The 25,379-nt window shown below is 44.6% G+C and carries 19 protein-coding genes; all 19 read left to right on the top strand.

The annotated features are described in order from the left end of the window. The first annotated feature begins 19 nt into the window (after positions 1 to 19). The 19 genes from GPK88_RS01555 (at position 20) to GPK88_RS01465 (ending at position 25,341) form a co-directional block, all read left to right on the top strand. Positions 20 to 2,221 carry a penicillin-binding Tp47 domain C-containing protein gene (locus GPK88_RS01555; RefSeq protein WP_173761991.1) on the top strand — a complete coding sequence of 734 codons (2,202 nt, stop codon included), beginning with the start codon at positions 20 to 22 and terminating at the stop codon, positions 2,219 to 2,221. A gap of 161 nt (positions 2,222 to 2,382) precedes the next feature. Then, the gene (locus GPK88_RS01550; RefSeq protein WP_173761992.1) at positions 2,383 to 3,948 is read left to right on the top strand and encodes an FMN-binding protein; all 1,566 of its coding nucleotides are present in this window, start codon (positions 2,383 to 2,385) and stop codon (positions 3,946 to 3,948) included. A 398-nt stretch (positions 3,949 to 4,346) separates the two neighbouring features. Next, the gene (locus GPK88_RS01545; RefSeq protein ID WP_173761993.1) at positions 4,347 to 5,294 is read left to right on the top strand and encodes an L-lactate dehydrogenase; all 948 of its coding nucleotides are present in this window, start codon (positions 4,347 to 4,349) and stop codon (positions 5,292 to 5,294) included. A gap of 72 nt (positions 5,295 to 5,366) precedes the next feature. Next, on the top strand, positions 5,367 to 7,523 hold the full coding sequence (locus tag GPK88_RS01540) for a Tex family protein (protein ID WP_148445246.1): 2,157 nt from the start codon (positions 5,367 to 5,369) through the stop codon (positions 7,521 to 7,523). Between the two features lie 150 nt (positions 7,524 to 7,673). After that, positions 7,674 to 8,561, top strand: coding sequence for a mechanosensitive ion channel family protein (locus tag GPK88_RS01535; RefSeq protein WP_148445243.1), 888 nt, complete (start codon positions 7,674 to 7,676; stop codon positions 8,559 to 8,561). Between the two features lie 139 nt (positions 8,562 to 8,700). Next, positions 8,701 to 9,603 (top strand): ribokinase, encoded by a 903-nt coding sequence (locus GPK88_RS01530; protein WP_173761994.1) that lies wholly within the window; start codon positions 8,701 to 8,703, stop codon positions 9,601 to 9,603. Between the two features lie 253 nt (positions 9,604 to 9,856). Next, entirely contained in the window at positions 9,857 to 10,249 is a 393-nt protein-coding gene (gene panD, locus GPK88_RS01525) for an aspartate 1-decarboxylase (protein ID WP_021977421.1), read from the top strand. Positions 10,250 to 10,373: 124 nt separating this feature from the next. Further along, complete coding sequence (panC, locus tag GPK88_RS01520; protein ID WP_021977422.1) at positions 10,374 to 11,213, top strand: pantoate--beta-alanine ligase; 840 nt, start codon at positions 10,374 to 10,376, stop codon at positions 11,211 to 11,213. A gap of 3 nt (positions 11,214 to 11,216) precedes the next feature. Then, the gene (locus GPK88_RS01515) at positions 11,217 to 12,212 is read left to right on the top strand and encodes a bile acid:sodium symporter family protein (RefSeq protein WP_148445239.1); all 996 of its coding nucleotides are present in this window, start codon (positions 11,217 to 11,219) and stop codon (positions 12,210 to 12,212) included. Between the two features lie 167 nt (positions 12,213 to 12,379). Continuing rightward, complete coding sequence (locus GPK88_RS01510) at positions 12,380 to 14,182, top strand: tetratricopeptide repeat protein (RefSeq protein WP_195566001.1); 1,803 nt, start codon at positions 12,380 to 12,382, stop codon at positions 14,180 to 14,182. A 15-nt stretch (positions 14,183 to 14,197) separates the two neighbouring features. Continuing rightward, positions 14,198 to 16,213 (top strand): serine/threonine-protein kinase, encoded by a 2,016-nt coding sequence (locus GPK88_RS01505; RefSeq protein WP_173761996.1) that lies wholly within the window; start codon positions 14,198 to 14,200, stop codon positions 16,211 to 16,213. A gap of 22 nt (positions 16,214 to 16,235) precedes the next feature. Then, positions 16,236 to 17,477, top strand: coding sequence for a YARHG domain-containing protein (locus GPK88_RS01500; protein ID WP_173761997.1), 1,242 nt, complete (start codon positions 16,236 to 16,238; stop codon positions 17,475 to 17,477). A gap of 47 nt (positions 17,478 to 17,524) precedes the next feature. Then, on the top strand, positions 17,525 to 18,577 hold the full coding sequence (locus GPK88_RS01495) for an AraC family transcriptional regulator (RefSeq protein WP_173761998.1): 1,053 nt from the start codon (positions 17,525 to 17,527) through the stop codon (positions 18,575 to 18,577). Positions 18,578 to 18,682: 105 nt separating this feature from the next. Further along, the gene (locus tag GPK88_RS01490) at positions 18,683 to 18,895 is read left to right on the top strand and encodes a hypothetical protein (RefSeq protein ID WP_173761999.1); all 213 of its coding nucleotides are present in this window, start codon (positions 18,683 to 18,685) and stop codon (positions 18,893 to 18,895) included. Between the two features lie 403 nt (positions 18,896 to 19,298). Continuing rightward, the gene (gene thiC / locus GPK88_RS01485; protein ID WP_173762000.1) at positions 19,299 to 20,603 is read left to right on the top strand and encodes a phosphomethylpyrimidine synthase ThiC; all 1,305 of its coding nucleotides are present in this window, start codon (positions 19,299 to 19,301) and stop codon (positions 20,601 to 20,603) included. 272 nt (positions 20,604 to 20,875) lie between these two features. After that, entirely contained in the window at positions 20,876 to 22,195 is a 1,320-nt protein-coding gene (locus GPK88_RS01480; RefSeq protein ID WP_148445225.1) for an ABC transporter substrate-binding protein, read from the top strand. An 83-nt stretch (positions 22,196 to 22,278) separates the two neighbouring features. Further along, the gene (locus tag GPK88_RS01475) at positions 22,279 to 23,139 is read left to right on the top strand and encodes a carbohydrate ABC transporter permease (RefSeq protein WP_119239679.1); all 861 of its coding nucleotides are present in this window, start codon (positions 22,279 to 22,281) and stop codon (positions 23,137 to 23,139) included. 1 nt (position 23,140) lies between these two features. Then, positions 23,141 to 23,971: a carbohydrate ABC transporter permease gene (locus GPK88_RS01470; RefSeq protein WP_148445223.1), complete on the top strand. Its 831-nt coding sequence runs from the start codon at positions 23,141 to 23,143 to the stop codon at positions 23,969 to 23,971. 152 nt (positions 23,972 to 24,123) lie between these two features. Further along, a complete protein-coding gene (locus GPK88_RS01465) occupies positions 24,124 to 25,341 on the top strand; it encodes a sensor histidine kinase (RefSeq protein ID WP_215707484.1) in 1,218 nt (405 codons plus the stop codon). Positions 25,342 to 25,379: the final 38 nt, after the last annotated feature.

Raw genomic sequence — 25,379 nt, 5'->3', positions numbered from 1 at the left:
TTTTTAGGAGGAATAAGTAATGCATAAGTGGAATCTACTGAAAAAAACAGCTCCCTGCATCTTAAGTCTTGCAGTGGCAGCAACAAGTTTTCCTACAGCTGTAATGGCAACAGACCTGGACAGCAGCATTGTAGCAGACGAAACCGAGCAGAGCGATGAGGAAGAGATTGCTGAGGTTTCCGATTACGAGGCAGCTGCGGGAGAGGCTGCTGATGCAGAAGAGATCGCGGCAGAGGACCAGAACGCTGATGAGATCACAGAGGAAAGTGCAGCAGAGAATACGGAGGAAGAGGCTTCCGGTGTAGACGAATTTACAGCAGCAGACGACGAGACAGAGGCATTTGCGGATTCTGATGAACTTCAGGGAGAGTATCAGTATGTATATGCAGGCCTGACCTGGGCAGAGTACTGGGTAAACGAAGGCGTATATGCAGCAGGAGATACAACTCCTTCTGAGGAAGTGGATGGTCACAATGAACTTGACAAAGGTGCTTTTGATACGGTAACAAGAGCAACTACAAACCACGGACTTCACAGAGGAAGCTTCCAGACAGAGACAACCATTGTGGCAGAAGACGGAAGCAGATATCCGATTGCGGCATGGGTAGATCAGAATACCATTAAGCTGACAGATGGAACAACTGTAGGATTTAACAGAGGAACTATCACAAAAGCAGACGGAACAACTGTAGATATGCATCACTATGAAGTTTATGGCCTGAAATATATCCCGGTTGCCGTAAAAACAGAAGATTATGATGCATTCTGCCAGAAATACAACGTAGTTACCAATGATGGCGTGCTGGAAGGCGGATATGGCGAAGTACAGCTGAGCTCCTATACAGCAACAGCAGCAGTAACAGCAGACACCAACGGTCTGAAATATGCAGTGAAAAACGGTGACAGCTTTACATTTGAGGCAAGAAAAACAGGAGCAGATTCCGGAATCAAGGATCAGGCTCAGAAAACAGCAGCAAATGTAACACCAACAGTAAAAGAAGCAAGCGGAAGTTACGGAGAATTCCTCCGTGTGGATATCACAGGAGAAGGATACGGAGACCTTGGAGCGAACATGCAGGCAGTACGCTGGGATTATTGTGGAGATGACGCTACAGGAACAAACGTGCTGAGATCTTTCGGAACCAAGTTTGCGGCAGATAACTGGATGCATAAATCCATGGGAATCCAGCTTGGACTTACCGATTCTTTAAGATGCCAGCTTCCGGAAGGAACAGACGGAACCGGATACTGGAGACTGACAGTATACGCACTTGGCTATGCAGACTACAGTTTTGTGGTACATGCTACAGACGCAAATATTGTAAAACCATCTGAAGAGCCGGCAGATACAACTGCTCTTACAAAAGAGGTTGAAACAGCAAAAGCACTTGCTGAGAACGATTATACAAAAGCGACCTGGGCAGCAATGCAGACAGAGCTTCAGGAGGCAGAAGAGCTTCTTGCAAGAGAAGATGCAACACAGGCAGAGGTTGATGAGGCACTTGAGCATCTTAAGGCAGCAGAAGCAGCTCTTGTAAAAGTGACAGTTACTCTTGACAAAACATCTGCAACCATTTACACAGGAAAAACAGTTACTCTGAAGGCAACTTCAAATGATACAGCTAAGACAGTAACATATACAACCAGCAACAAAGCAGTAGCAACAGTATCAAGCACAGGTGTTGTAAAAGGTGTGAAAGCCGGAACTGCAGTGATTACTGCAAACTGCGGAAACGCAACAGCAACCTGCAAAGTAACTGTAAAAGCTCCATATGTAAAATTCGCAAAGAAATCCGCAGTTGTTTACAAAGGAAAAACAGCTACTGTAAAAGCAACACTGGCCGGAGTATCTTCTGTAACATACAAGAGCAGCAATACCAAGATTGCAACTGTAAACAGCAAGACAGGTACCGTAAAGGGAATCAAAGCCGGAACTGTAACGATTACAGCAACAAGCGGAAAACTGAAAGCAACCTACAAGCTGACAGTTAAGAACCCGACCTTTACACTTACAAAATCCTCTGCAACAATTGCAAAAGGAAAAACAACAACCATCAAATCCAAAGCAGCACCAGCTTCCAAAGTTACATACATAAGCAGCAACAGGAAAGTTGCAACCGTAACAAGCAAAGGTGTTGTAAAAGGAATCAGAAAAGGTAAGGCAACCATCACCGTTAAATGCAACGGAATTACAAAGAAATTTGTGGTAACTGTTAAATAATACAACGGTTCATAAAAGAGTAAGAACCTCTGCCGCAGGTATACGGAAATATCTGCGGCAGAGGTCTGCTCATTTTTTGTGGCGGTTCGGAAAATGACCGGAAACGCCCGAAAGAGCATATACCTGACAGAAGCCGCATAAAAAAGAGGGGAGAAAAAATTATGGAAAAAGATTTAAAAGACAAAAAGCCAGCTGAAAATGGCACACCCAAAGTACCCTGGCCGAAGCTGATCCCTGCAGCTGCTGTAATTGCGGCACTTGTATTTTCAGGTATAAAAGCGCAGGGCTCCGATGCAAATACGGAATCTGTCCAGAAAGCAGATACAACGGTCATGTCTGCTTCTGAACTGGAAAAATATCTCGGTTATGAGGAGACTTCTGATCCAACAGACAACAACAGTACAGCAGCAGAAAAGAGCAGTACGTCAAAGAAAAGCACATCCAAGAAAAGTACGAAAAAAACAGCAGCAAAAAAAAGCTCAGGAAAAAGAACCGTATCAGAATCTGCCAGAAATAACGCCAGTGCGGCCGGACAGGGATCCACCCAGACTCCTGTAGCAGATGTTCCGGCAAACGGATATAAAGACGGAACCTACGAAGGCTCCGGAACCGGATTCGGCGGAACCATCCGCGTCCGTGTAACCATCAGCGGTGGAAAGATTGCAGCCATTGATATCCTGGACGCTTCCGGCGAAACTGCTTCCTATTTTGCGTCCGCACAGGGCGTAATCAGCAGAATGATTGCGGGAAATACACCAAATGTGGATGCAGTCAGCGGCGCAACCTATTCTTCCAACGGAATTATCCAGGCAGTTCAGAATGCGTTATCCCAGGCAGCGGCAGATGGAAGCAGCCAGCAGGTCACCCCTGCACCTGTGGCGACCTCCACACCAACGCCAACAAAAGCCCCTTCAAAGAAACCAAAGCCAACTGCAAATCCAGATCCTGACAGTCCGAAAAAATATCTGGATGGTACATACAAAGCATCCGCAAAAGGTTACAGCGGAGATGTAAAAGTGACTGTAACCATCAAGGATGGAATTATCACAGCGGTAAAACAGGAAAACTCAGATACTCCGATGTTTTTCGAAAAAGCATGGAGTGTGCTGGAAGAGCAGATTGTGGGAACGGATTATGTAGACGATATTGATACCGTCAGCGGAGCAACCTACTCTTCCAACGGAATTCTGAATGCTGTGAAAAAGGCTCTGAAGTCTGCACTTAATCCGGAATATGGTAAGAAAGTAACTCCAACTCCGACAAAGAAACCGACACCAAAGCCAACGGCAACACCAAAACCAACGGCAACGCCGAAGCCGACCGCAACGCCGGTTCCAACGGCAACACCGGAACCGACAATCGATCCGGAAGATCCAAATGTAACACCGACTCCAGATCCGGAGAATCCTGATGTAACACCGGAGCCTACCGAAGAGCCGGAACCGACCCCCGCAGGAATGTATATCGATGGAACTTATCAGGGATCAGCTTTTGGATATGGCGGAAAAACAAGACTGACCGTAACCATCTCAGGAGGTCAGATTGTTGAGATTACACAGACGAATAATGATACTCCGGAATTCTTTAATGAGGCATGGAATACCATTTATCCTCAGATCATGGCAAATCAGACTGCAGATGGTATTGATACCGTCAGTGGAGCAACACTTTCATCTGAGGGTATTCTGGGAGCAGCACAGAAAGCGCTTGCACAGGCAAAAAAATAACCGAATTAACTGCAAAGCAGTTATTCGGTTATGAGCAAGTAGCGAATGCGGATTGCGAATATCTGCTTGACTATAACCAACACTCTTGATCTAAGTCAAAGTCCCCGGGAACTTCACAAAATCCAGGAAGTTCCCGGGGTTTTTGCATCCATATATAAACGCATAATCCACTTTTTTACTCTTGTATCGACAAAAAAATAACATATAAATGCACAGAATAATATATAAAAATACAGAATATACAAAAAGAATTTTGAATTACATCAATAATTAACGCAAAATCCATTAAAAAATCCAGTCATAATTTTATTGCGTACACCAATGTTTTATGTTATGTTTGAGTAGATACAATTAAAATCGTTATTTATGTGACAAACAACGCTGAAAGGAGAACAAACATGAGCAGTAAAATTACGATCATCGGAGCAGGAAGTGTAGGAGCAACTATCGCTTATACCTTATCACAGAGGAGTATTGCATCAGAGATCGTTCTGATCGATATTAACAAAGATAAGGCTGAAGGTGAGGTTATGGATATTGAGCAGGGAACCAGTTTCCGTGAGCCGATCTCCATCGTGGCAGGAGATTACCCGGATGCTGCAGATTCTGACATTGTGATCATCACTTCCGGTATTGCCAGAAAACCGGGACAGACTCGCATCGAGCTGACACAGACCAACGTCAACATTATGAAGAGTATTACTCCGGAGATCGTAAAGGTGGCTCCCAAAGCGCTTTATATTATCGTAAGTAATCCATGTGATGTTATGACTTATGCATTTGCAAAGCTTTCCGGACTGCCGGAAAATCAGATCCTTGGTTCTGGAACCGCCCTGGATACGGCCCGTCTCCGCTGCAGACTTTCTCAGCACTACGGTGTATCTGAGAAAAACATCCACGCCTATGTATTCGGAGAGCATGGAGATACTTCCTTTGTACCGTGGTCCAGAGCCTTTGTTGCAGGTGCGACCCTTGATGAGTTTGACAAGATCGTTCATGAGGATCAGAAAGATCTGCAGCCACTTGACAGAGAAGAGGTTCTGGAGTATGTTCATACTTCAGGATCAACTGTGATCGCCAAGAAGGGTGCTACATTTTATGCGGTAGCCGTATCTGTTTGCAGACTTTGCTCGCTTCTTCTTGCAGCATCTGATACAATAGTCAGTGTATCAACCATGCTTCACGGAGAGTACGGTGTTGAAGACGTATGTCTTAGTACCATGGCTTCTATCGGACCGGAAGGTGTAAAACGTATCGTTCGTGTTCCGCTGACCGAAGAGGAGACAGAGAAGCTTCATGCAAGCGCCAATGCTCTGAAGGACGTGATCGCACAGATTGATCTTTGATAAATGTCAGAAGCTGTGTAAAGAGGGGAATGCAGCCTCAGGCAAATTTGAAACAACGGGAGAAAGATAAAAATGGATATTATTCAGGTAATTACCAGAGAATTGAACGTTGAGAAATGGCAGGTCGAGGCAGCAGTCAAACTGATCGACGAAGGCTGCACCATTCCTTTTATTTCCAGATACCGTAAAGAAGCAACCGGTACTCTCAATGACGAACAGCTTCGTAACCTTAACGAGAGACTTACCTATTTAAGAAATCTTGAGGACAAAAAAGCCCAGGTTCTCGGAAGCATTGAGGAGCAGGGCAAGCTGACTCCGGAACTGAAGAAACAGATCGAGGCAGCTCAGACACTTGTTGTGGTAGAAGACCTTTACCGCCCATACCGCCCGAAACGCCGTACACGTGCCATCATCGCCAGGGAAAAAGGTCTGGGACCGCTGGCTGATATCATTCTTCTTCAGATGACGAAGAAACCTCTTGAAGAAGAGGCAAAAGCATTTCTTTCCGAAGAAAAAGAAGTCAAAACTGTGGAAGAAGCCATCAGCGGCGCCAGAGATATCCTTGCAGAGCATATTTCCGATGAGGCGGACTATCGTATCAACATCCGTAAGAGAACTATGGATAAAGGAACGATCTGCTCTACTGCGAGAGATGAGAAAGAGCAGTCCGTATACGAGATGTATTACGATTTCGAGGAGCCGGTGAAGAAGCTTGCAGGTCATCGTGTCCTTGCCCTGAACCGTGGCGAGAAAGAGAAATTCCTTACTGTGAAGATTCTTGCACCGGAGGAAGAGATTATCCGTTATTTGGAGAAACAGGTGATCGTCCGTGACAATCCTAATACCACACCGGTATTGAAGGAAGCCATTGAGGACAGTTACAAACGTCTCATCGGACCGGCCATTGAGCGTGAGATCCGAAGCGCTCTTACAGAGGCAGCAGAAGACGGTGCCATCCATGTCTTTGGCAAAAATCTGGAGCAGCTTCTCATGCAGCCTCCAATCGCAGGACAGGTCGTTCTTGGATGGGATCCGGCCTTCCGTACAGGATGTAAGCTGGCAGTGGTAGATCCGACCGGAAAAATTCTGGATACCACCGTGATTTATCCAACAGCGCCAACCAACGAGACCAAGATCCGTGCAGCCAAGGAAACCCTGAAAAAACTCATCAGTAAATATCACGTAACCCTGATTTCCGTAGGAAACGGAACTGCATCCAGAGAGTCCGAGCAGATTATCGTGGAACTTCTCAAGGAGATCCCGGAAAAAGTTCAGTACGTGATCACCAACGAGGCAGGTGCTTCCGTATATTCTGCAAGCAAGCTTGCAACAGAAGAGTTCCCGAATTTCGATGTGGGACAGAGAAGTGCCGCATCCATCGCAAGACGAGTTCAGGATCCGCTGGCAGAGCTTGTAAAGATCGACCCGAAATCCATCGGTGTGGGCCAGTATCAGCATGACATGAACCAGAAGAAACTGGGGGAAGCGCTGAACGGTGTTGTGGAAGACTGTGTAAACAAGGTCGGTGTGGATTTGAATACGGCATCCGCATCCCTTCTGGAATACATTTCCGGAATCAGCAAGGCCATCGCAAAAAATATCGTCGCTTACCGTGAGGAAAACGGCCGTTTCCAGACAAGAAGAGAACTTCTAAAAGTTGCCAAGCTTGGTCCGAAAGCCTTTGAGCAGTGTGCAGGTTTCACACGGATCACAGGGGGCAAAAATCCTCTGGATGCAACCAGTGTTCATCCGGAGAGCTACGACGCAGCAAAAAAACTCCTGGAAAAACTCGGTTACACACCGGAAGATGTGGCAGAGCGTAAACTTACCGGCATTTCCAGACAGATCCGCGATTACGGAAAACTGGCGAAAGAGCTGGAAATCGGTGAGCCAACTCTTCGTGATATCGTAAAAGAGCTGGAAAAACCGGCCAGAGATCCACGAGATGAGATGCCAAAACCGATCCTCCGTACCGATGTCCTGGATATGAAAGATCTGAAAGAGGGCATGGTACTGAAAGGAACTGTCCGCAATGTTATTGACTTTGGTGCTTTTGTAGATATCGGAGTTCATCAGGACGGTCTGGTTCATATTTCCGAGATGAGCGAGAAATTCATCAAACATCCGCTGGAAGCAGTCAGCGTGGGAGATATCGTGGATGTTCGTGTCCTTGGTGTGGATATGAAGAAGAAGCGGATCAGCCTTTCCATGAAGGGAATTAATAAATAAAGAAAAATATAACAGAATGATAATACAGATACAGCAGCGGTTTATTATTTCTATCTCGCAGAATCGGAGAAATCGGTTTTACAGAAAAAAAACGCTGCTGTATTATTATATTACCAGATGCGGATTATAGAGTCCGGCTATATCAGAAATATGATCAGACAGGAGGGATTTTATTTGGACAGTACTGTACAGACAGTGCAGGAGGTAGGAAACCAGGTAAGCCAGTATAAGCAGATGTTTGAGAATTATCTTCCGGACATCACAAAATTCGGAATCAAAGTTGTTCTGGCCATTGTTGCTTTCTGGGTGGGCAGCACGGTAATTAAATGGATCGTTAAGTTTGTTAGAAAATCACTGACAAAATCCAGACTGGATACAGGTGTGGCGCAGTTTATGTCATCCCTGGTCAAGATCGTGCTTTACATACTTCTGCTCTTTAACATATCTACAAGTTTTGGTGTGAAAGAATCATCCCTGGCAGCACTTCTTGGAACTGCCGGTGTTACTTTGGGTCTTGCATTGCAGGGTGGACTTTCCAACCTGGCCGGAGGAATGATGCTCCTTCTGTTCAAGCCTTTCCAGGTAGGAGACTATATCATTGTCAACGGACAGGATGGAAGTGAGGGAACCGTATCCAAGATCGAGATCTGTTATACAACCCTGTTATCTATTGATAACAAGCACATCGTGATCCCCAACGGTACTCTTTCCAATACGGCCATCACCAATGTAACAGCCAGAGATCAGCGAAGACTGGAGATCAAGGTAGGAATCTCCTACAATGCAGATATCCAGAAAGCCAAGGATATCCTGGAAGATATTCTCACCGAAGATCCGGATACCAGAGAAGACGAAGAGATGGTGGTATTTGTAGACGAACTGGCAGAAAGTTCCGTGATCATGGGCTTCCGTGTGTGGGTAGACACGGACCGTTACTGGGAAACCAGATGGAGACTGAATCAGCGGATCAAGGAAGATTTTGATTATTATGGAATTGAGATTCCTTATAATCAGCTGGATGTGCATTTGCATAAATAAAAACGAAATTATTTTTGAAGAAAAAGCTCTTTTATATGGTAGGAAAACTGCTATATGAAGGGGCTTTTTGTGGCTTGTATTGCGGACTTTTTTGTGTGAAAATATATACTAAGAAAAAACAGGGGGGATGGCAAATATTATGAAGATTATTAATTTTGGTTCTTTAAATATTGACAAGGTCTGCAGTGTGGAAGAATTTGTTCAGCCAGGAGAAACGATCATGGCAACGGGATACAGTGTCAATGCCGGTGGAAAGGGGCTGAACCAGTCAGTAGCAGCAGCCCGGGCAGGCGCGCAGGTATTGCATGCAGGAGCTGTTGGCAGTGACGGTCTTTTTCTGAAAGAGATCCTTGCAGATGCCGGTGCGGATGTTTCCTGTCTGCGGACTATGGATACAGAAAGTGGCTGTGCTTTTATAGAAGTAAACAGTAAGGGACAGAACCGTATTATTGTCAGTGCGGGAACAAACCGCATGTATACAGAAGAATATATCCAAAGTGTGCTGGAAAAAGCAGAAGCCGGAGATTTTGTGCTTCTGCAGAATGAGATCAATATGGTTGGGGAAATTATCCGTCTCAGTCATGAAAAAGGCTGCAGAGTTGTTTTTAACGCATCGCCAATTCCAAAAAATCCGGAAGAACTTCCGCTGGAACTGGTGGATATCTTTATGGTAAATGAACTGGAGGCAGCAGCTCTGGCAGGGACTTCCGCAGAAGGTGATTTCCGGGATATTTTGAAAGCACTTCAAAAGAAGTATCCAAAAGCAGCCATTGTTATGACACTTGGAAAAGACGGGGTTCTCTACGGATATAAAGAAGAATTTTATTCTCATCCGATATTTAAAGTAAATGCTGTAGACACAACAGCAGCAGGAGATACTTTCTGCGGATATTTCCTGGCAGCGCTCTGTGCGGGAAAATCAGTGGAAATGGCACTGAGAGAAGCATCGGCAGCTTCCGCAATGGCGGTTTCAGCCAAAGGCGCGGCACCTTCTATTCCGGTACACAGTGCGATGGAAGAATGGCTTCGTGGCAGATCATAGCAGCAGTTTTTATTGACAAATCAGTGCCACAATGCCATAATACCCCACAGAGATAGTATTTGGACTCAAAACTATACTCTGGCTGAAATCACTGGAATCTTATATTATAAAAGATAAGAGCCTGTATTAATGATATAAACAGGACTCAATATACAGGGAATCAATCAGAAGCGTTTCAGGGTCGAAGTGTACCCTGGAGCGCCTTTTTTTGTGTCACAGAAAATCATTCCCTGCAGGAAAGGACTTATATAAGATGACAATAGAGATGTTAAAAGGAAAGATCCACAGAGCAACCGTTGTCCAGGCGGAACTGGATTATGTGGGAAGTATCACTGTGGATGAAGAATTGCTGGAAGCTGCCGGAATACTGGAATATGAAAAAGTTCAGATCGTAGATGTGAACAATGGCAGCCGTTTCGAGACATACACCATCTGCGGAGAACGCGGAAGCGGTATGATCTGCCTGAACGGAGCAGCAGCAAGATGTGTAAGCACCGGTGACAAGATCATCATCATGGCTTACGCAGGGTACGATCCGGAAGAAGCACGTACTCACAAGCCTGCAGTTGTATTTGTAGATGAAGAGAACAAAATCAGCAGAGTGACCAATTATGAAAAACACGGACTGCTGAAAGATATGGCCTGACAGAATTTTGTAACAGAAGAAATCAAGACACATACAGAAATAAGACGAAGGTGAATTCAGAAAAGAGGCTATCTCGAAATCTATAAAGAAAACCGGTCCCAGAACCGGAAAAGAGGAGAGAACAATGCAGGTAACAAAAACAGTAGAAGAAACAAGAAAACAGATCAAAGCGTGGAAAAAAGAAGGAAAAACTGTAGGCCTTGTGCCAACCATGGGATTTCTCCATGAAGGGCATGCAAGCCTGATCAGAAAGTGCAGAGAACAGAACGACATTGTAGTAGTATCGGATTTTGTCAATCCTACACAGTTTGGACCGACCGAAGATCTGGAAGCCTATCCAAGAGACTTTGAGCGTGACAGCAAACTCTGTGAAAGCCTGGGAGCAGACCTGATCTTCTGCCCGGAACCTTCCGAGATGTATCACGATCCCCACGCATTTGTAAGCATAGACACCCTGTCTGAAACACTTTGTGGAAAAACACGCCCGATCCATTTCAAAGGCGTATGCACCGTTGTGACCAAACTGTTCCACATTGTGGCACCGGACAGAGCATATTTCGGACAGAAAGACGCGCAGCAGCTGGCGATTATCCGCAAGATGGTGCGTGACTTAAACTTCGACATTGAGATCGTAGGCTGCCCGATCATCCGCGAGGAGGACGGACTTGCGAAATCTTCCAGAAATACATACTTAAGCCAGGAGGAAAGAAAAGCAGCACTCTGCCTGTCAAAAGCAGTAAAACTGGGACAGGAAACCATTCACACAGGAATCGCCGCAGAAGAACTTCTGGGAAAAATGAGAGCAGTAATCGAAGCAGAGCCTCTTGCAAAAATTGATTACGTTTCCATGGTAGACGCACTTACCATGCAGCCGGTTGAAAAAGCAGACCGGGATGTTCTCGTAGCAATGGCTGTTTACATCGGAAAAACAAGACTGATCGACAACTTCAGCTACGAGGTATAATATATGGAAAAAATCTTAAAAAAAATCGGAACCATCAGCAGCTTTGCATCCAGATATATAGGAATCATTATCATCGCCTTTTCCTGCCTGGCCTTTTTCTGGCGGGATGGATTTTCCTGGATGACGAATTATACGTCGGTATTTCTGGGCGTGATCATGTTTGGAATGGGACTTACCATACGGATGGAAGACTTCCGGGCTATTTTTTCCAGGCCAAAGGAAGTGGTGATCGGTGCGGTGGCTCAGTATACCATTATGCCGGTGATCGCCTGGCTTCTGTGTAAGGTGATGAACCTTCCGGCAGATCTTGCCCTGGGAGTGATCCTGGTAGGTTGCTGCCCGGGAGGAACGGCCAGCAACGTAATTACCTACATTGCTGGAGGAGATGTGGCCCTTTCTGTGGGAATGACCATTGTTTCCACACTGGCTGCGCCACTGATGACGCCGTTTCTTGTATATGTCCTGGCAGGCGCCTGGGTGGAAGTATCTTTCTGGGCGATGGTACTTTCTGTGGTAAAAGTAATTCTGATACCGGTTCTTCTGGGAGTCTTTCTTAGAAGTCTTGCTGGAGAGCATGTGGATAAGGTATCGGATGTTATGCCGCTGGTATCAGTTGTGGCCATTGTCATGATCATTGGAGGGATCGTGGCAGTAAATGCAGAAAAGATCGTAAGCTGCGGAGTTCTGGTTCTGGGAGTTGTGTCCATCCACAATTTCTGTGGCATGATGCTGGGACTTCTTGCTGCAAAAATATTCCATGTGGAGTATGCAAGGACAACTGCCATAGCTATTGAAGTGGGCATGCAGAACAGCGGCCTGGCAGTTTCGCTGGCAGCGGCCAATTTTGCGGCCAATCCGCTGGCAACACTTCCGGGAGCGATCTTCAGCGTATGGCATAATATTGCAGGTTCCATTTTTGCGGGAATCCGCCGTGCCGGAGCAGAACGTCTGGCAGAACAGAAAGGGAGCTGTGAACTGCCAGAAGAGTGCGTCAGATAAAAGAATCAGGTGAAAAACAAAGGGGAGTTTTATATCACTTATAAAAAGACAGTGTATGGAGAAATCTGTACACTGTTTTTTGCTGGACAATAATACAGAGGAAGTTTTATAATGAAAATTAGATATAACCATTAGATTTGCAGGGGATCTGGAAGAAGGAGAGAGGTATGAAAAAGAAAAAAAACAAGGCGCCTTATATTATCATAATGGCAGCAGCAGGTGTTCTGTGGGCTTTGGTCATTGTCATGATTGTTGTGCTGGGAGTGCCGGATAAGGTCAATGCGGCGCGAGTCGGAAAACAGATTGATCTTGGAAACAAATATCTGGCAGAAGCCAACTATGATAAAGCAGAAGTAAAGTTTGCCAAGGCGTTGAAAATCAGCCCGAAATCGTCAAAAGCAGCCACTGGAATGGCCAAAGTATACAATAAGGAAAAACAGCCGGAAAAGGCAGTGAAATACCTGAGAAAAGCCAGCGCAAATGTGACAGACGGAGAAGAAGCAAGGGAAATTCAGTTGGCCTCCAAAGAGACAAGGTCACAGCTGGCCGTACAGAACAAAACTACATATAATCTGGAACTGAACCAGATTGACCAGACGGTTAATACGGTCATAAATCATACGGATAATACGGTAATCGTTGTGAAGAAGGATCCTACAGTGACACCTACGCCGGAAGAGAAAGGTGATCCCGGACGTGACCGGGGTGGCGATGATGGAGACGTACATATGGGTAAAGTAACTATAAGCCCGGCTCCAGATGTGACGGGTGATCCGGACGTGACAGGCGATCCGGATATAACAGGTGATCCGGATGTGACAGGTGACCCGGACGTGACAGGAGAACCAGATGTAACGGGAGACCCTACCGTTACAGCAGAACCAACAATAACAGAAGAACCGATCGTACAGATCATCGACCCGACAGGTGAACCGATCATAACCGGTGAACCGAATCCGACAGAAGATCCGTCAGAAGAACCAACCGTAACCGAAACACCGGAGACAGGAGATGACGCAGAGGAAACACCAGATCCGGGAGAAAATACGTACACAGGCGATAATGCCGGGGACACCGAAGTCGACGGAATTCCGGTGGCAAGGGAAGATGGAGAAGATACGAACACATCCGGAACAGAAGAAACCGGCGAAGATTCCGAAACATCTGGAACTGATGAAACATCAGTAACCGATGAAACATCCGGAACAGAAGGTACATCAGAGACAGCCGAAACACCTTCTGGCACCGGAGATCTTCTGGAAGATTATGTAAAAAATACACTTGCGAAAGAACTTCCACCTGTCAGCTGGGCAGATACACAGATTCCATTTACATACGGGGAGACATCTGCTTCCGCTCTGACCGGACGTCTGGCAGAAACAAGGGGAGACCTGGACGGAGACGGAGCAGAAGAACTTCTTGTAGTGGAGGTAAAGAGCGGAAGTCTGGGTTTCCGAATTTATAAGGAAGAAAACGGAACCGTGGAATTAAAGACTTCCCAGATGACATCAACAGGAATGAAAACCCCGATGGAAAGCCTGTCCTATGGAAATACACAGGACTGTTTCCTTATGAATTATCAGGGAAAAATTGAAATCGGTTTTGCAACCTGGTGTTACGGATATGATTCCGGCGAAGAAACACCGGAGGCAGTAACTGCTGTTGAAGTTTATCAGGTAGAAGCAGATGACAGTGTAACGCTGTGCGCTTCCGGTTCCGTTACAAACGGACAGGGACAGGATAGTCTGGCTTCCAGCCTGCAGCCATCCGGTCTTACAGGAAGCTGGAATAGCAGTAATGCAGAAGCATTGCAGGCACGTGGATATGCAGAAAATCCATATCAGGATCTCAGCGATATTCCGGATCCTCTTGGAGATGGATTGTCCGGTGCAGAGGGTTGTACTGATCTGGCGGTTCTGACTGTAAAAATGCCGGCAGGAAGCGGAACTCTCACAGCAAAAAGCAAATAGGACGGTTGCCAGAAAATGCAGAAATATATCGACAATACATACGAGATCATAGAAAAAATCGGAGCCGGAAACGGTGGTACGGTATATAAGGCGTATCACAGAAACCTGAATAAATATGTAGTTCTGAAAAAAGTCAATACAGATATCCAGGATCTGATGAATACCAGGACAGAGGTAGACGTGCTTAAAAATCTGAAACACACCTGCCTCCCGCAGGTATTCAACTTTGTGGAAGATAATGGCAGTGTTTATACGGTTATGGAATTTATTCCCGGAAAATCTTTCAAGCAGTACCTGGATGCAGGAACCGTATTTCCGGAACGTTCTATTATTATCTGGATGAAACAGATTGCAGCAACCCTGGCATATCTTCATAATCAGAATCCGGCGGTGATTCACAGCGACCTGAAGCCCGGAAATATTATGCTGATGCCGAATGGAAATATCTGTCTCATTGATTTTAATATTTCCTTCAGTCTTGGAGGCGGAGCTGCGTATGTAACCGGATATACTCCGGGGTATGCGCCGCCGGAGCAGATCGCGGCAATCCGGTATAATGAACGTGAAACGGATCGTTTCCGCTGGAAAAAAATTGACAGAAGAGCGGATATATACAGCCTGGGAGCGACAATCTATCACCTTATTACAGGAAGCAAGCCTGGTATGGACCAGAACGGACGTGTACGGCCATTACTGGAATTAAAGCCGGAAACAGACAAGACACTGGCTGCGATTGTGATGAAATGCCTGGAACCAGACCCTGAAAAAAGATATCAGCGTGCAGAAGAGCTCTATGCGGATCTGAATAAGCTGACTGAAGATAACACCGGGCCGAAAAAAACACACATGATTGCAGGAATTATAGCAGGCTGCTTAGTTATGGGTACAGCGGTTCTTCTGGTCGGATATCATCAGATCGATAAAAAAAGACAGGCAGATTATAAAGAAGCAGTCTCAAAAATGGAAGAGAGCATCAGCGATGGCAATTATGAAGATCTGGATACCTGGTATCAGAAGGCAATCCGGATTTATCCGGACAAAGCAGACGTTTATCTGGATAAAGCAGAGGCTCTTAACCGTGAAAAGAAATACAGGGACTGTGTTAAATATATCAATGATACCATTCTGGCTGATTCAAAAATAAAACGGGATATTTCTCTGGACAGTGTCTATTATCTTCTGGGAGATTCCTACTCTCAGCTTGAAGAGTATGAAAACGCATCCAATGCATATGAATCGGCCATCCGCATTAATTCCGAAAATGGAAGTTATTACCGTGATTATGCCATTGCGGAAGCTTACTGTGGAAACACAAACAAGGCAGAAGAACTTCTGAATGAAGCAGCGGACAAAGGCCTCAGCACTGCGGATGTTTCTTATGTAAAAGGAGAAATCCAGTACAATACCGGAGATTACAGCAGCGCGGAAGAAATTTTCAGGGACTGTGCCGAGAACAGCAGAGATTCCTATATTCAGATGCGTTCTTATATCATGGCTGTAAAATGCATGGATAAGCAGAACGACAGCATTGACAGCAAAAAACAGCAGGCACAGTTCCTGGAAAAGGCAAGGAAAGAACTTCCGTCAGAAAATAACATCGGAATACTGGAAGAACTGGCACAGGTATACAGTGATCTTGGCGCAGACACCGGAGATTCCGGTTATTATCAGAGCGCACTGGAGATTTTTGACCAGATTGAATCCCGTGGAATGGGAGACTACGATACGGCATGTAATATTGCAGTTCTTTACCAGAATATGGATGACTATGCCAATGCACAGGAAAAACTTCAGGAAATGCTGAAAACTTACGGAGAAGACTACCGCACTTACAAAAACCTGGCTTTTCTGGAAGTAGCAGTCCAGGGGAAAAAAGCAGAAGATACAAGAGACTACAGCAAATTTCAGGAATATTATAAGAAGGCAAAAGAACTCTATCAGGAACAGCTGTCTTCAAATGCCAACGATATGGAAATGGACAGAATGGATGATCTGTACCAGCAGGCAGTACAAAGCGGATGGATATCCTGAATGTCTAACAGGGAGGGAAAGTATGAGAAAAAAGAAATATATCATTGCAGCGCTGTCTGCAGGAATGTGTTTATCTGTCATTCCGGGAAGTACAGTATCAGCAGAAAAGCAGCAAGCAGATTCCGGAATTTCGCCGGTTGTTAATAATGCTTCCGATGCAGTCAATGTGGTATCTCAGATAAGCGGACTGGGATATATGGGAAATCAGAGTTATGTTCGCAGTCTTCACAGAAACGAAGATAACAGTTCCGGTCTGGTTCCGGATACAGACAGCGGAATCCTGGCGGCATTTCCGAAAGATTTTGACGGGGATGGCAGCCCGGAAATTTTTGCCGTTATCTATGATGGCAGAGTGCATTTTCAGATGCTGAGAAAATCAGGAGAATCCTGGGAGATTACTTCGGATCAGGAAATCGTCAGCGCTTCGGAGTATCAGGAGTTCGATTACAGCAGTCTTGATGAAAGATGTGTAAAAGAAGAGGATTCTGTTTTCTTCCGGAAGTATAAGGGAAGTTATGAATTTTATTACGAAGCATACGATGAAGGCGTGATCGCAACAGGACAGGAATGGTTTTTTAAAGGAGTTCGGCTGGAAGATGGAAATTTAAATCCGATTGATGAGACGGACAGCCTTTATTTCAGCGGATCGCCCATTGATATGTTCTGGGAAAATTTTGAGGGAGAAGCCGGAGATTCCATTGATAAATTCTGTTCTCTTGGCTTTGCAAGTCCGAGAGTTTTCTTTGAAAATATGACGGTAGACGCCAATTCTGAATTGTATCCGATTTTACGGATGACGAAAGGTACGGCTTGCTCACCTTCAGGTCTCAATCAGTGGATGGCAGATCCTTCCGAAGATATTCAGGATGGATTTACCTGTACGGTGGAAGATAAAACAGGAGAAATACCGGAGAATATTGAGGAATTTTCAGGTGGAGGCACTTCTACAGAGCAGAGCAGTTCCACATCAGATTCCTCAGAATACATACTGCCGGATGTTAATGTCAGATATCTCAGCGCAGATGAAATTGCAGGGTTAAGCCTGGATGATATCCAGAATGCAATCAACGAAATCTTTGCCCGCCACGGAAGAGCATTCCAGACTGCAGAGATTGCGTCTTATTTCCAGGCAAAAAGCTGGTATCACCCGGATGCGTCCAAAACAGATGATCAGATTACCGCAGAATTCAACGAGTATGAAAAAGCAAATGAAAAACTGCTGGAAAACCGAAGAGATGAATTAAGCAGTACGCATGGAAAATAGCCGGCACAGTAATCAGGTGGTATTCCGAGGAAAATGGAAGCTTAGATATGGAACGAGAAAAAACAGAGTATAAAGATCTGGTCCGGAAACTGAACACATGGAAATATGATGAGAAGATTCACCGGGAATATTATTTTATGGAAAAAACTCCGGAGAATATTGCAAAATTCGAGGAACGTCATTCCGGTCATTGCGAATTTGAAAAAGATGTGGAATGGGCAGTCCATCCGGAAAAGATAAATGAATATTCCAGAGAAGATATGTTTATTCCAACGGGATATAATGTAAGCCTGGTAAAACATCCCAGATATTTTCCACTGTTTTATCATGAACATGATTTTTTTGAGATGATATATGTACTGTCCGGAAACTGCAATAATTTTTTTCAGGATTCCACGGAGAAACTGACAGCCGGAGATCTGTGTCTGATTGCTCCGAATGTCAGACACGGAATTCTGGCGGTGGAGGATGACAGCATCATTCTGAATATTCTGATCCGCCGCAGTACATTCATGGACATCTTCTATAATACAGTCCGTGATAAAACCCAGATTTCCAGTTTTTTTGTGGGGAATCTGTATTTCCGGGAAAAAATTCGCTACCTTCTTTTTCATACGAAGAATGATACGGTTATCCGCAATTACATTCTGGATATGTACAGAGAGCAGAAAACAGGTGACAGTTTTTCGGACAGGATTATCTGCAGCATTCTTACACTGTTTTTTGTGGAGCTGACGAGACGCCACGGAAACAATGTGAGTATTCCGGATAGCAGAAGAGACCGGACACAGCAGGAATCTGAAATGCTTGCTTATATGATAGGAAACTGCAGCACAGTGACTTTAAATAAACTTGCGGAGGAATTCCATTTCTCCGTGCCATACTGTTCGAAGCTGATCAAATCCATTACTGGAAAAACATTTTCCAATCTTCTTACAGAGATTCGACTGCAGCAGGGAGAGCAGCTTCTTCTCTACAGCCAGCTAAGTGTAGAAGATATCAGTGACAAAGTAGGATACAGAAATCCGGAAAGCTTCATCCGTGCTTTTCGGCAGCTGCACAACGACACACCGAGTCAGTACAGAAGAAAGAATAAATAAAGTCAATTAAATTGATTATTTCAGACCATGGAAGAAACTCCGACATTCCGCTATGATGTAGGCAAATAAAAAACATCCATGCAGAATAAAAAGGAGGAGAGCAGTATGAAATATGATGATACATATTCCATGATCGGAGCAATAATCAATCAGGGATTTGAAACTCAGTTTGAAAAGGAACGGAAGAAAAAAGAAAAGCGCCGGAAATATTTTCGAAAACTGCTGGCCTTTCTGGCACATCAGGGTAAAAGATTCAATTGCAGAAATCATAAAGAAACGATCTGTACATGTATGGCGGACTGTGGGGAGAGAGCATAAGAAAAATCAACACAGTTCAGGTTTTGTCGAAAGAAAAAGTCATAAAATGCAGAAATGCGGTTTACAAATTTTTTCTGTTATACTATAATAATCTCATGGACGACAAAAGTCCCCAACATATGAAAACAGGGGGGCCCGCTGAAGCGAGCTGAGAGTAGACTGTAAATGTCTTGACCCATAACCTGATTTGGATAATGCCAACGTAGGGACATATGCACGAAGGATTCTTAAAGATACAGAAGATCAGAGAGTACAGAAGACATTTTGAAGTACACAGGATTTTCATTTAAGTACGAAAGATTAAGAGCCGGCTGTTGTAATGCATACGCGTTGCGACAGCCGGTTTTTTGTGTATTTTCCAAAATCAGACATTAGATGTTGACACGAAAGGAGATTTTTTTACATGAGAAATTATAGTACACAGATGGAAGCTGCCCGTAAAGGCATCATCACACCTGAACTTGAAGTTGTAGCCAAAAAAGAGAGAATGACAACAGAGGAACTTCTTCCACTGGTAGCATCCGGTAAAGTCGTTATCTGTGCAAATAAAAATCATAAATGTATTGATCCGGAAGGTGTAGGTTCCATGCTCCGCACCAAGATCAATGTAAATCTCGGTGTATCCAGAGACTGCAAGGATTACGATGTGGAAATGCAGAAAGTTATGGAAGCTGTAAACATGGGCGCACATGCCATTATGGATCTGTCCTCCCACGGAAACACCATTCCATTCCGCCGCAAACTGACAAGCGAGTGTCCGGCAATGATCGGAACGGTTCCGGTTTATGACTCCGTTATCCACTATCAGAGAGACCTTGACACATTGACAGCCAAGGATTTCATCGATGTAGTAAGACTTCACGCACAGGATGGCGTAGATTTCGTAACGCTTCACTGCGGAATCACCAGAAAAACTATCGACCAGATCCGCAACCATAAGAGAAAAATGAACATCGTTTCCAGAGGAGGATCCCTTGTTTTTGCATGGATGTGCATGACGGGCGAGGAGAACCCGTTCTATGAATATTATGATGAGATTCTTGACATCTGCCGTGAGTATGATGTAACCATCTCCCTTGGAGATGCATGCCGTCCGGGATGCCTGGCTGATGCAACAGATGTATGTCAGATCGAGGAGCTGGTACGCCTTGGGGAGCTGACCAAACGTGCATGGGAAAAAGACGTCCAGGTTATGGTCGAGGGACCAGGACACGTTCCGCTTGATCAGGTAGAAGCAAACATGAAAGTGCAGCAGTCCATCTGCCAGGGTGCACCGTTCTATGTATTAGGACCTATCGTAACAGACGTTGCACCGGGATATGACCATATCACATCTGCAATCGGCGGCGCAGTAGCAGCTATGTCCGGAGCTGCATTCCTCTGCTATGTAACACCGGCAGAGCATCTTGCACTTCCGAACCTTGAAGACGTGAAACAGGGAATCATGGCTTCCAAGATTGCTGCACATGCGGCAGACATTGCAAAAGGTGTCCGCGGAGCCCGTGAGATCGACGATAAGATGGCAGATGCCAGAAGAAAGCTTGACTGGGAAGCGCAGTGGGAATGCGCTATGGATCCGGAAACAGCTAAACGTATCTGGAATGACCGTAAACCGGAACATGAGGATACCTGCTCCATGTGTGGTAAATTCTGTGCGGTACGAAGCATGAATAAAGCACTTGCCGGAGAGCATATCGATATTCTTTAAGTTTATATCATTATAATATGGAAGAAACTGGATTATCAGAGCCGTACCTGTCTGTGGTAAAATAGCACAACAGGGCGGCTCTTTTTCCATGTACAAAACAGAAATATCCATGCAAAATGTCATCCACATGACGAAAAAAGTACATATTCCATATACAAAGTGCTCAATAATCCATGTGGAAGGATTGGATAATCCATGTATTTTTTGTGTCCAAATTGTTAAAATAGCATCATCAAGTAATGAGGAACGTCGAAATTAAAGGAGGACGAAACATGAAAAGAAAGATGCTCAGTGTTCTGCTCTGTGCAGCAATGATGGGAACAACACTTGCAGGCGCAACAAGCGTACTTGCAGCTGATGACAAAGATTCCGACAGCAAATGGGAGTACAAAGAGGCTACTCTTACATTCCTGATCGACCCGGATACAGCATCTGCCGGATATCAGGCAGTATTTGATCTCTGCGAGAAAGAGACAGGTATCCACATCGAGACAGAGCTTCGTGCATCAGGTGGTGACGGAGATAACCAGGTAAAAACAAGACTTGCATCCGGCGAGATGACAGATCTTTGCGGATACAACTCAGGTGCTAAGCTCAACGAGCTTGACCCGGAGAGCAACTTCATCGACATTTCCGGTGAGGAGTGGGCTAGCCGCCTTGACGATACATTCGCATCAGCAGTAAGCGCAGGTTCTGATTCCGCAGTATACGGTGTACCGCTTACCGCTACAAACCTTGGATGTATCCTTTACAACAAAGATCTTTATGAGCAGTATGACCTTGAGGTTCCGGACACATGGGAAGATTTCCTCAAGAACTGTGATACTCTGAAAGAGGCTGGTGAGACAGCAGTTATCGGATCTCTTGGAGATTCCTGGACAATTCAGGTTCCATACCTTGGAGATCACTACAATGTACTTGCAGCAGAGCCGGATTTCTCAGAGAAATTCGAAGCTGGTGAAGCTAAATATGCTACAACAGAGGCTGGCCTTAAGAGCTTCCAGAAACTCGCTGACCTTCAGCCATATTTTAACGAGGATTACACAGCAACTACATACGCAGATGCATGCGATAAGCTTGTAAACGGCGAGGGTGCTCACTGGTTCATTCTTTCCCAGGCACTTTCCAGCATCTATGAGCTCTACGGAGACGATGTAAACAAAATCGGTGTTATGGGTGTTCCGGGAGATGACGCTGACAACCATGGCCTTACAGTTTGGGAGCCAACAGCTATTTATGGAAACGCTAACAGCGACAAAAAAGATGATATCTTAAGATTTATGGAGTTCTATACATCTGATGAGGCACTTGACGCTTTCACAGAAGCACAGAAACCAGACGGCCCATATTGTATCAAAGGATATGAGCTTCCGGATGACGCATATGACGGAGTTAAAGAGGCTCAGGAGAAATACTTTGACACAGGAAAAACAAATGTTGCAATGGAGTTCCAGACATCTGTAAAAGGAACAAACTGCGAGTATATCTGCTCTGAGGTTGCAACAGGACAGTCTACAGCAGAGGAAGCTGCAAAGGCTTACGATGAGGACTGCAAGAAACAGGCAACACAGCTTGGACTTGACTGGAAATAAGTAAATGTATGTCGGCCGCCTGTGTTTCAGGCGGCCGGCTTTAATGTCAGCCAGACATCTGGAAATCGGAAAGGAAATGAAGCATGAACAAAAAGAAAATATACAGTTTATGGTTTCTTCTTCCGGCAGTACTGATTTTTGTGATCTTCTTCATCATCCCGATGGTGACATCACTGTTTTTCAGCTTAACTGTATGGGATCTGAAATCATTTACATTCTGCGGCCTTGATAACTATAAAACATTCTTCAGTGAAAACTCCTTAAGTATATCTGTAAAAAATACGTTGATCTATGCAGTCCTTACAAGTGGACTGAAGGTAATCATTGCATTCTTTATCGCATTGTTCCTGACAAGTAAGATCAAGACAAAAGATTTCTTAAGATCTCTTGTGTTTTTCCCAAACCTTGTCAGTGCAGTAGCAATCGGTATTATTTTTAAGGCACTGATGCATCCGAGCAAGGGTCTTTTCAACACAGTTCTTGCAGCTATTGGAATTTCCGGACCTAACTGGCTGGGTGATACACATCTTGCCCTGTTTTCCGTAATTGCGGTTGATGTATGGAAAGGTGTCAGTATTTCCACAGTAATCTTTATTGCCGGTATCACATCTATTGATTCCAGCTATTATGAAGCTGCTTCTATCGACGGTGCAACCCGTTGGCAGACTATTCGAAACATCGTAATGCCACTGGTTCGTTCTTCAACAAATACCATTATCACACTTTCCCTGATCGGCGGACTTCGCTGCTTTGACCTGATCTGGGCTATGACAAAGGGTGGTCCTGGATTTGCAACAGACGTACTTGCATCCGTTGTTTACAAACAGTACGCAGCAGGATTCTTCGGTCTGTCTACAGCAGGAAACGTTATCATGTTTGCGGTAATTGCGATCATCGCATTCCCGCTTCAGAAATTCCTTAACAGCAGGGAGGTGTACAACTAAAATGAAAAAACAGAAAAGACTTACCTTATTAGGAGACATCCTTGGATGTGTTTTCGGTATTCTCATTTTTGCAGTACCGTTTCTCTTCATGCTGATCAATGCACTGAAGGACAGAAAAGAAGCAAACCTTCTGAGACTTTCCCTTCCGACTGAGTGGATGTGGAGCAACTTCAAAGAAGTATTTTCCGCAAATAATTATCAGATCATCACAGCATTTAAGAACAGTATTATCCTTACGATAGGATCCCTGATCGTGCTTATCATTGTAGGATCCATGGCAGGCTATGTTCTTCAGAGAAGATCTGACAGACCTGTAAAGATCGTGGATACACTTGTTATGACAGGTCTTATGATTCCTCCTGCAATCCTTCCTACAATCTGGATTATGCAGGGACTTCACATTTACAAAACCATGTTTGGTATGATCATGGTTGAGACAGCACTTCAGATTCCGTTTACCATCATGCTTTACAAAGGTTTTATGAATACAATTCCTGTAGAGCTTGAGGAGGCAGGATACATCGACGGATGTACAAGAAGCAATCTGTTTGTAAAGATTATTTTCCCTCTTCTGAAACCGGTTACATCCACAATTATCATCCTGAATGCGGTAACAATTTTCAACGATTTTACTAACCCGCTGTACTTCCTTCCGGGAAATGATAATGTAACAGTTCAGCTTACTCTTTATAACTTTATGGGCAGATACTCCAGTTCTTATAACCTGCTGTTTGCAGATGTACTGATAATCACTATCCCGATGCTGATCCTCTTCCTGTTCTTCAACAAGAAGATCGTAGATGGTATGGTAGCCGGAGCTGTCAAAGGCTGATGCAAAAAAAGGTTACCAAATATGCAAGATCAGAATTGTATGGTATGATTTAAAATGCTGTGCAACTGAGAAAAACAGATACTCTGCTGTACAGGCGGGGTATCTGTTTGTTGCTATATACAGTTTTTCAATAAAAGATGTGAGGTGTTTTTATGAAATTCCGTACAAAACTGATCTTTGGTTTTTCCATTGTAATATTTTTTATATCGGCAATCCTGGGAGTAGTCAGCTATAACTTTAATTCCCGGAGACTGTCAGAAAAGGCAGCTCAAAGCCTGAAATTTTATTCCAGGCAGACAGCTGCGAATGTTGATTTTACTGTAGATTCCATGAAACATGTGACGGATTATATTCTGTCAGATCCGGATATGCTAAACGCCATGAAAACACTTCCGAAGTATTATGGAAGCAGTACCTACAGCAAGACCATTGAACGTAATGAGCTTCTGGATACCCTGAATTCCGGAATTTCCATGTATTATATCAACAGCAATTTTTACAGAGTTATTATTTTTAACGAGTTCGGGGATGTGGCATCCAGTACCAATACCGGTTCCAAGATCACCAACAAAGCTCGAAATACGACCACCATTGACTGGCTGGATTCTGCGGCAAGGAGGCATGGAAAACCGATTCTGGTGGCACCGCATATGGACGGATGGGGGATCCGGGAAAGCGAAGAAGTTTTTTCCCTGGCGAGAAAAGTTCAGGGAGGCGATTTTGGATATATTGAAGTTCAGTATGCAACAGAGGAGCTGAAAGATATTTTCGAGGTTCCGGACAGTGACATCAAAGTAGTGGCATTTCTTCCGTGTGGTCATGTTTTGTATCGGTCCGAGGGGCTGCCGGATGAACTGGTACGCTATATCAAGAAACATCCTGCAGTAACCAAAATGGATTCCATAACAGTTTCTTCCGATGCCAGTATGTGGACTTCCGCATCGGAAGTGTCCGGGAATTACGGAATCCGTGTTGTGGCACTGGAAGAAAAAACAGAAATTGTTGCAGGTATGAAAGATGCACTGATGATTGCTCTTGGAATGGCTGTGGGATGTTTTGTGATCTCCATGGGTGTGGTGATCTTTATTGCAAGCAAACTTTCCAGGCCACTGACAGCACTGAAAGACCAGATGGAAAATACAGGCATTGAAAATCTGGATGCAGAACTGAAAGTTCCGGCTACGGACGATGAAGTGCAGGCAGTAGGAATCGCATATCAGAATCTGATGCGGCGTCTGAATGAATCTATTGTAAAAGAAAAACGCATGTCCCTTCTGCAGCTGCAGGCCCAGTTTGATACCCTGCAGGCCCAGGTCAATCCGCATTTTCGAGACTATGAAAAAATCTCTGTAAATAGGATTCTTCTATGATAAGAAAGGGTGAGTAGCTTAAAAACTAGGCTTTTCAC

The organism is Blautia sp. MCC269, from assembly GCF_018785655.1.
Taxonomy (GTDB): domain Bacteria; phylum Bacillota; class Clostridia; order Lachnospirales; family Lachnospiraceae; genus Blautia_A.
Note: the sequence above shows the minus strand (reverse complement) of the source record. Positions and strands in the feature narration are given on the sequence as shown.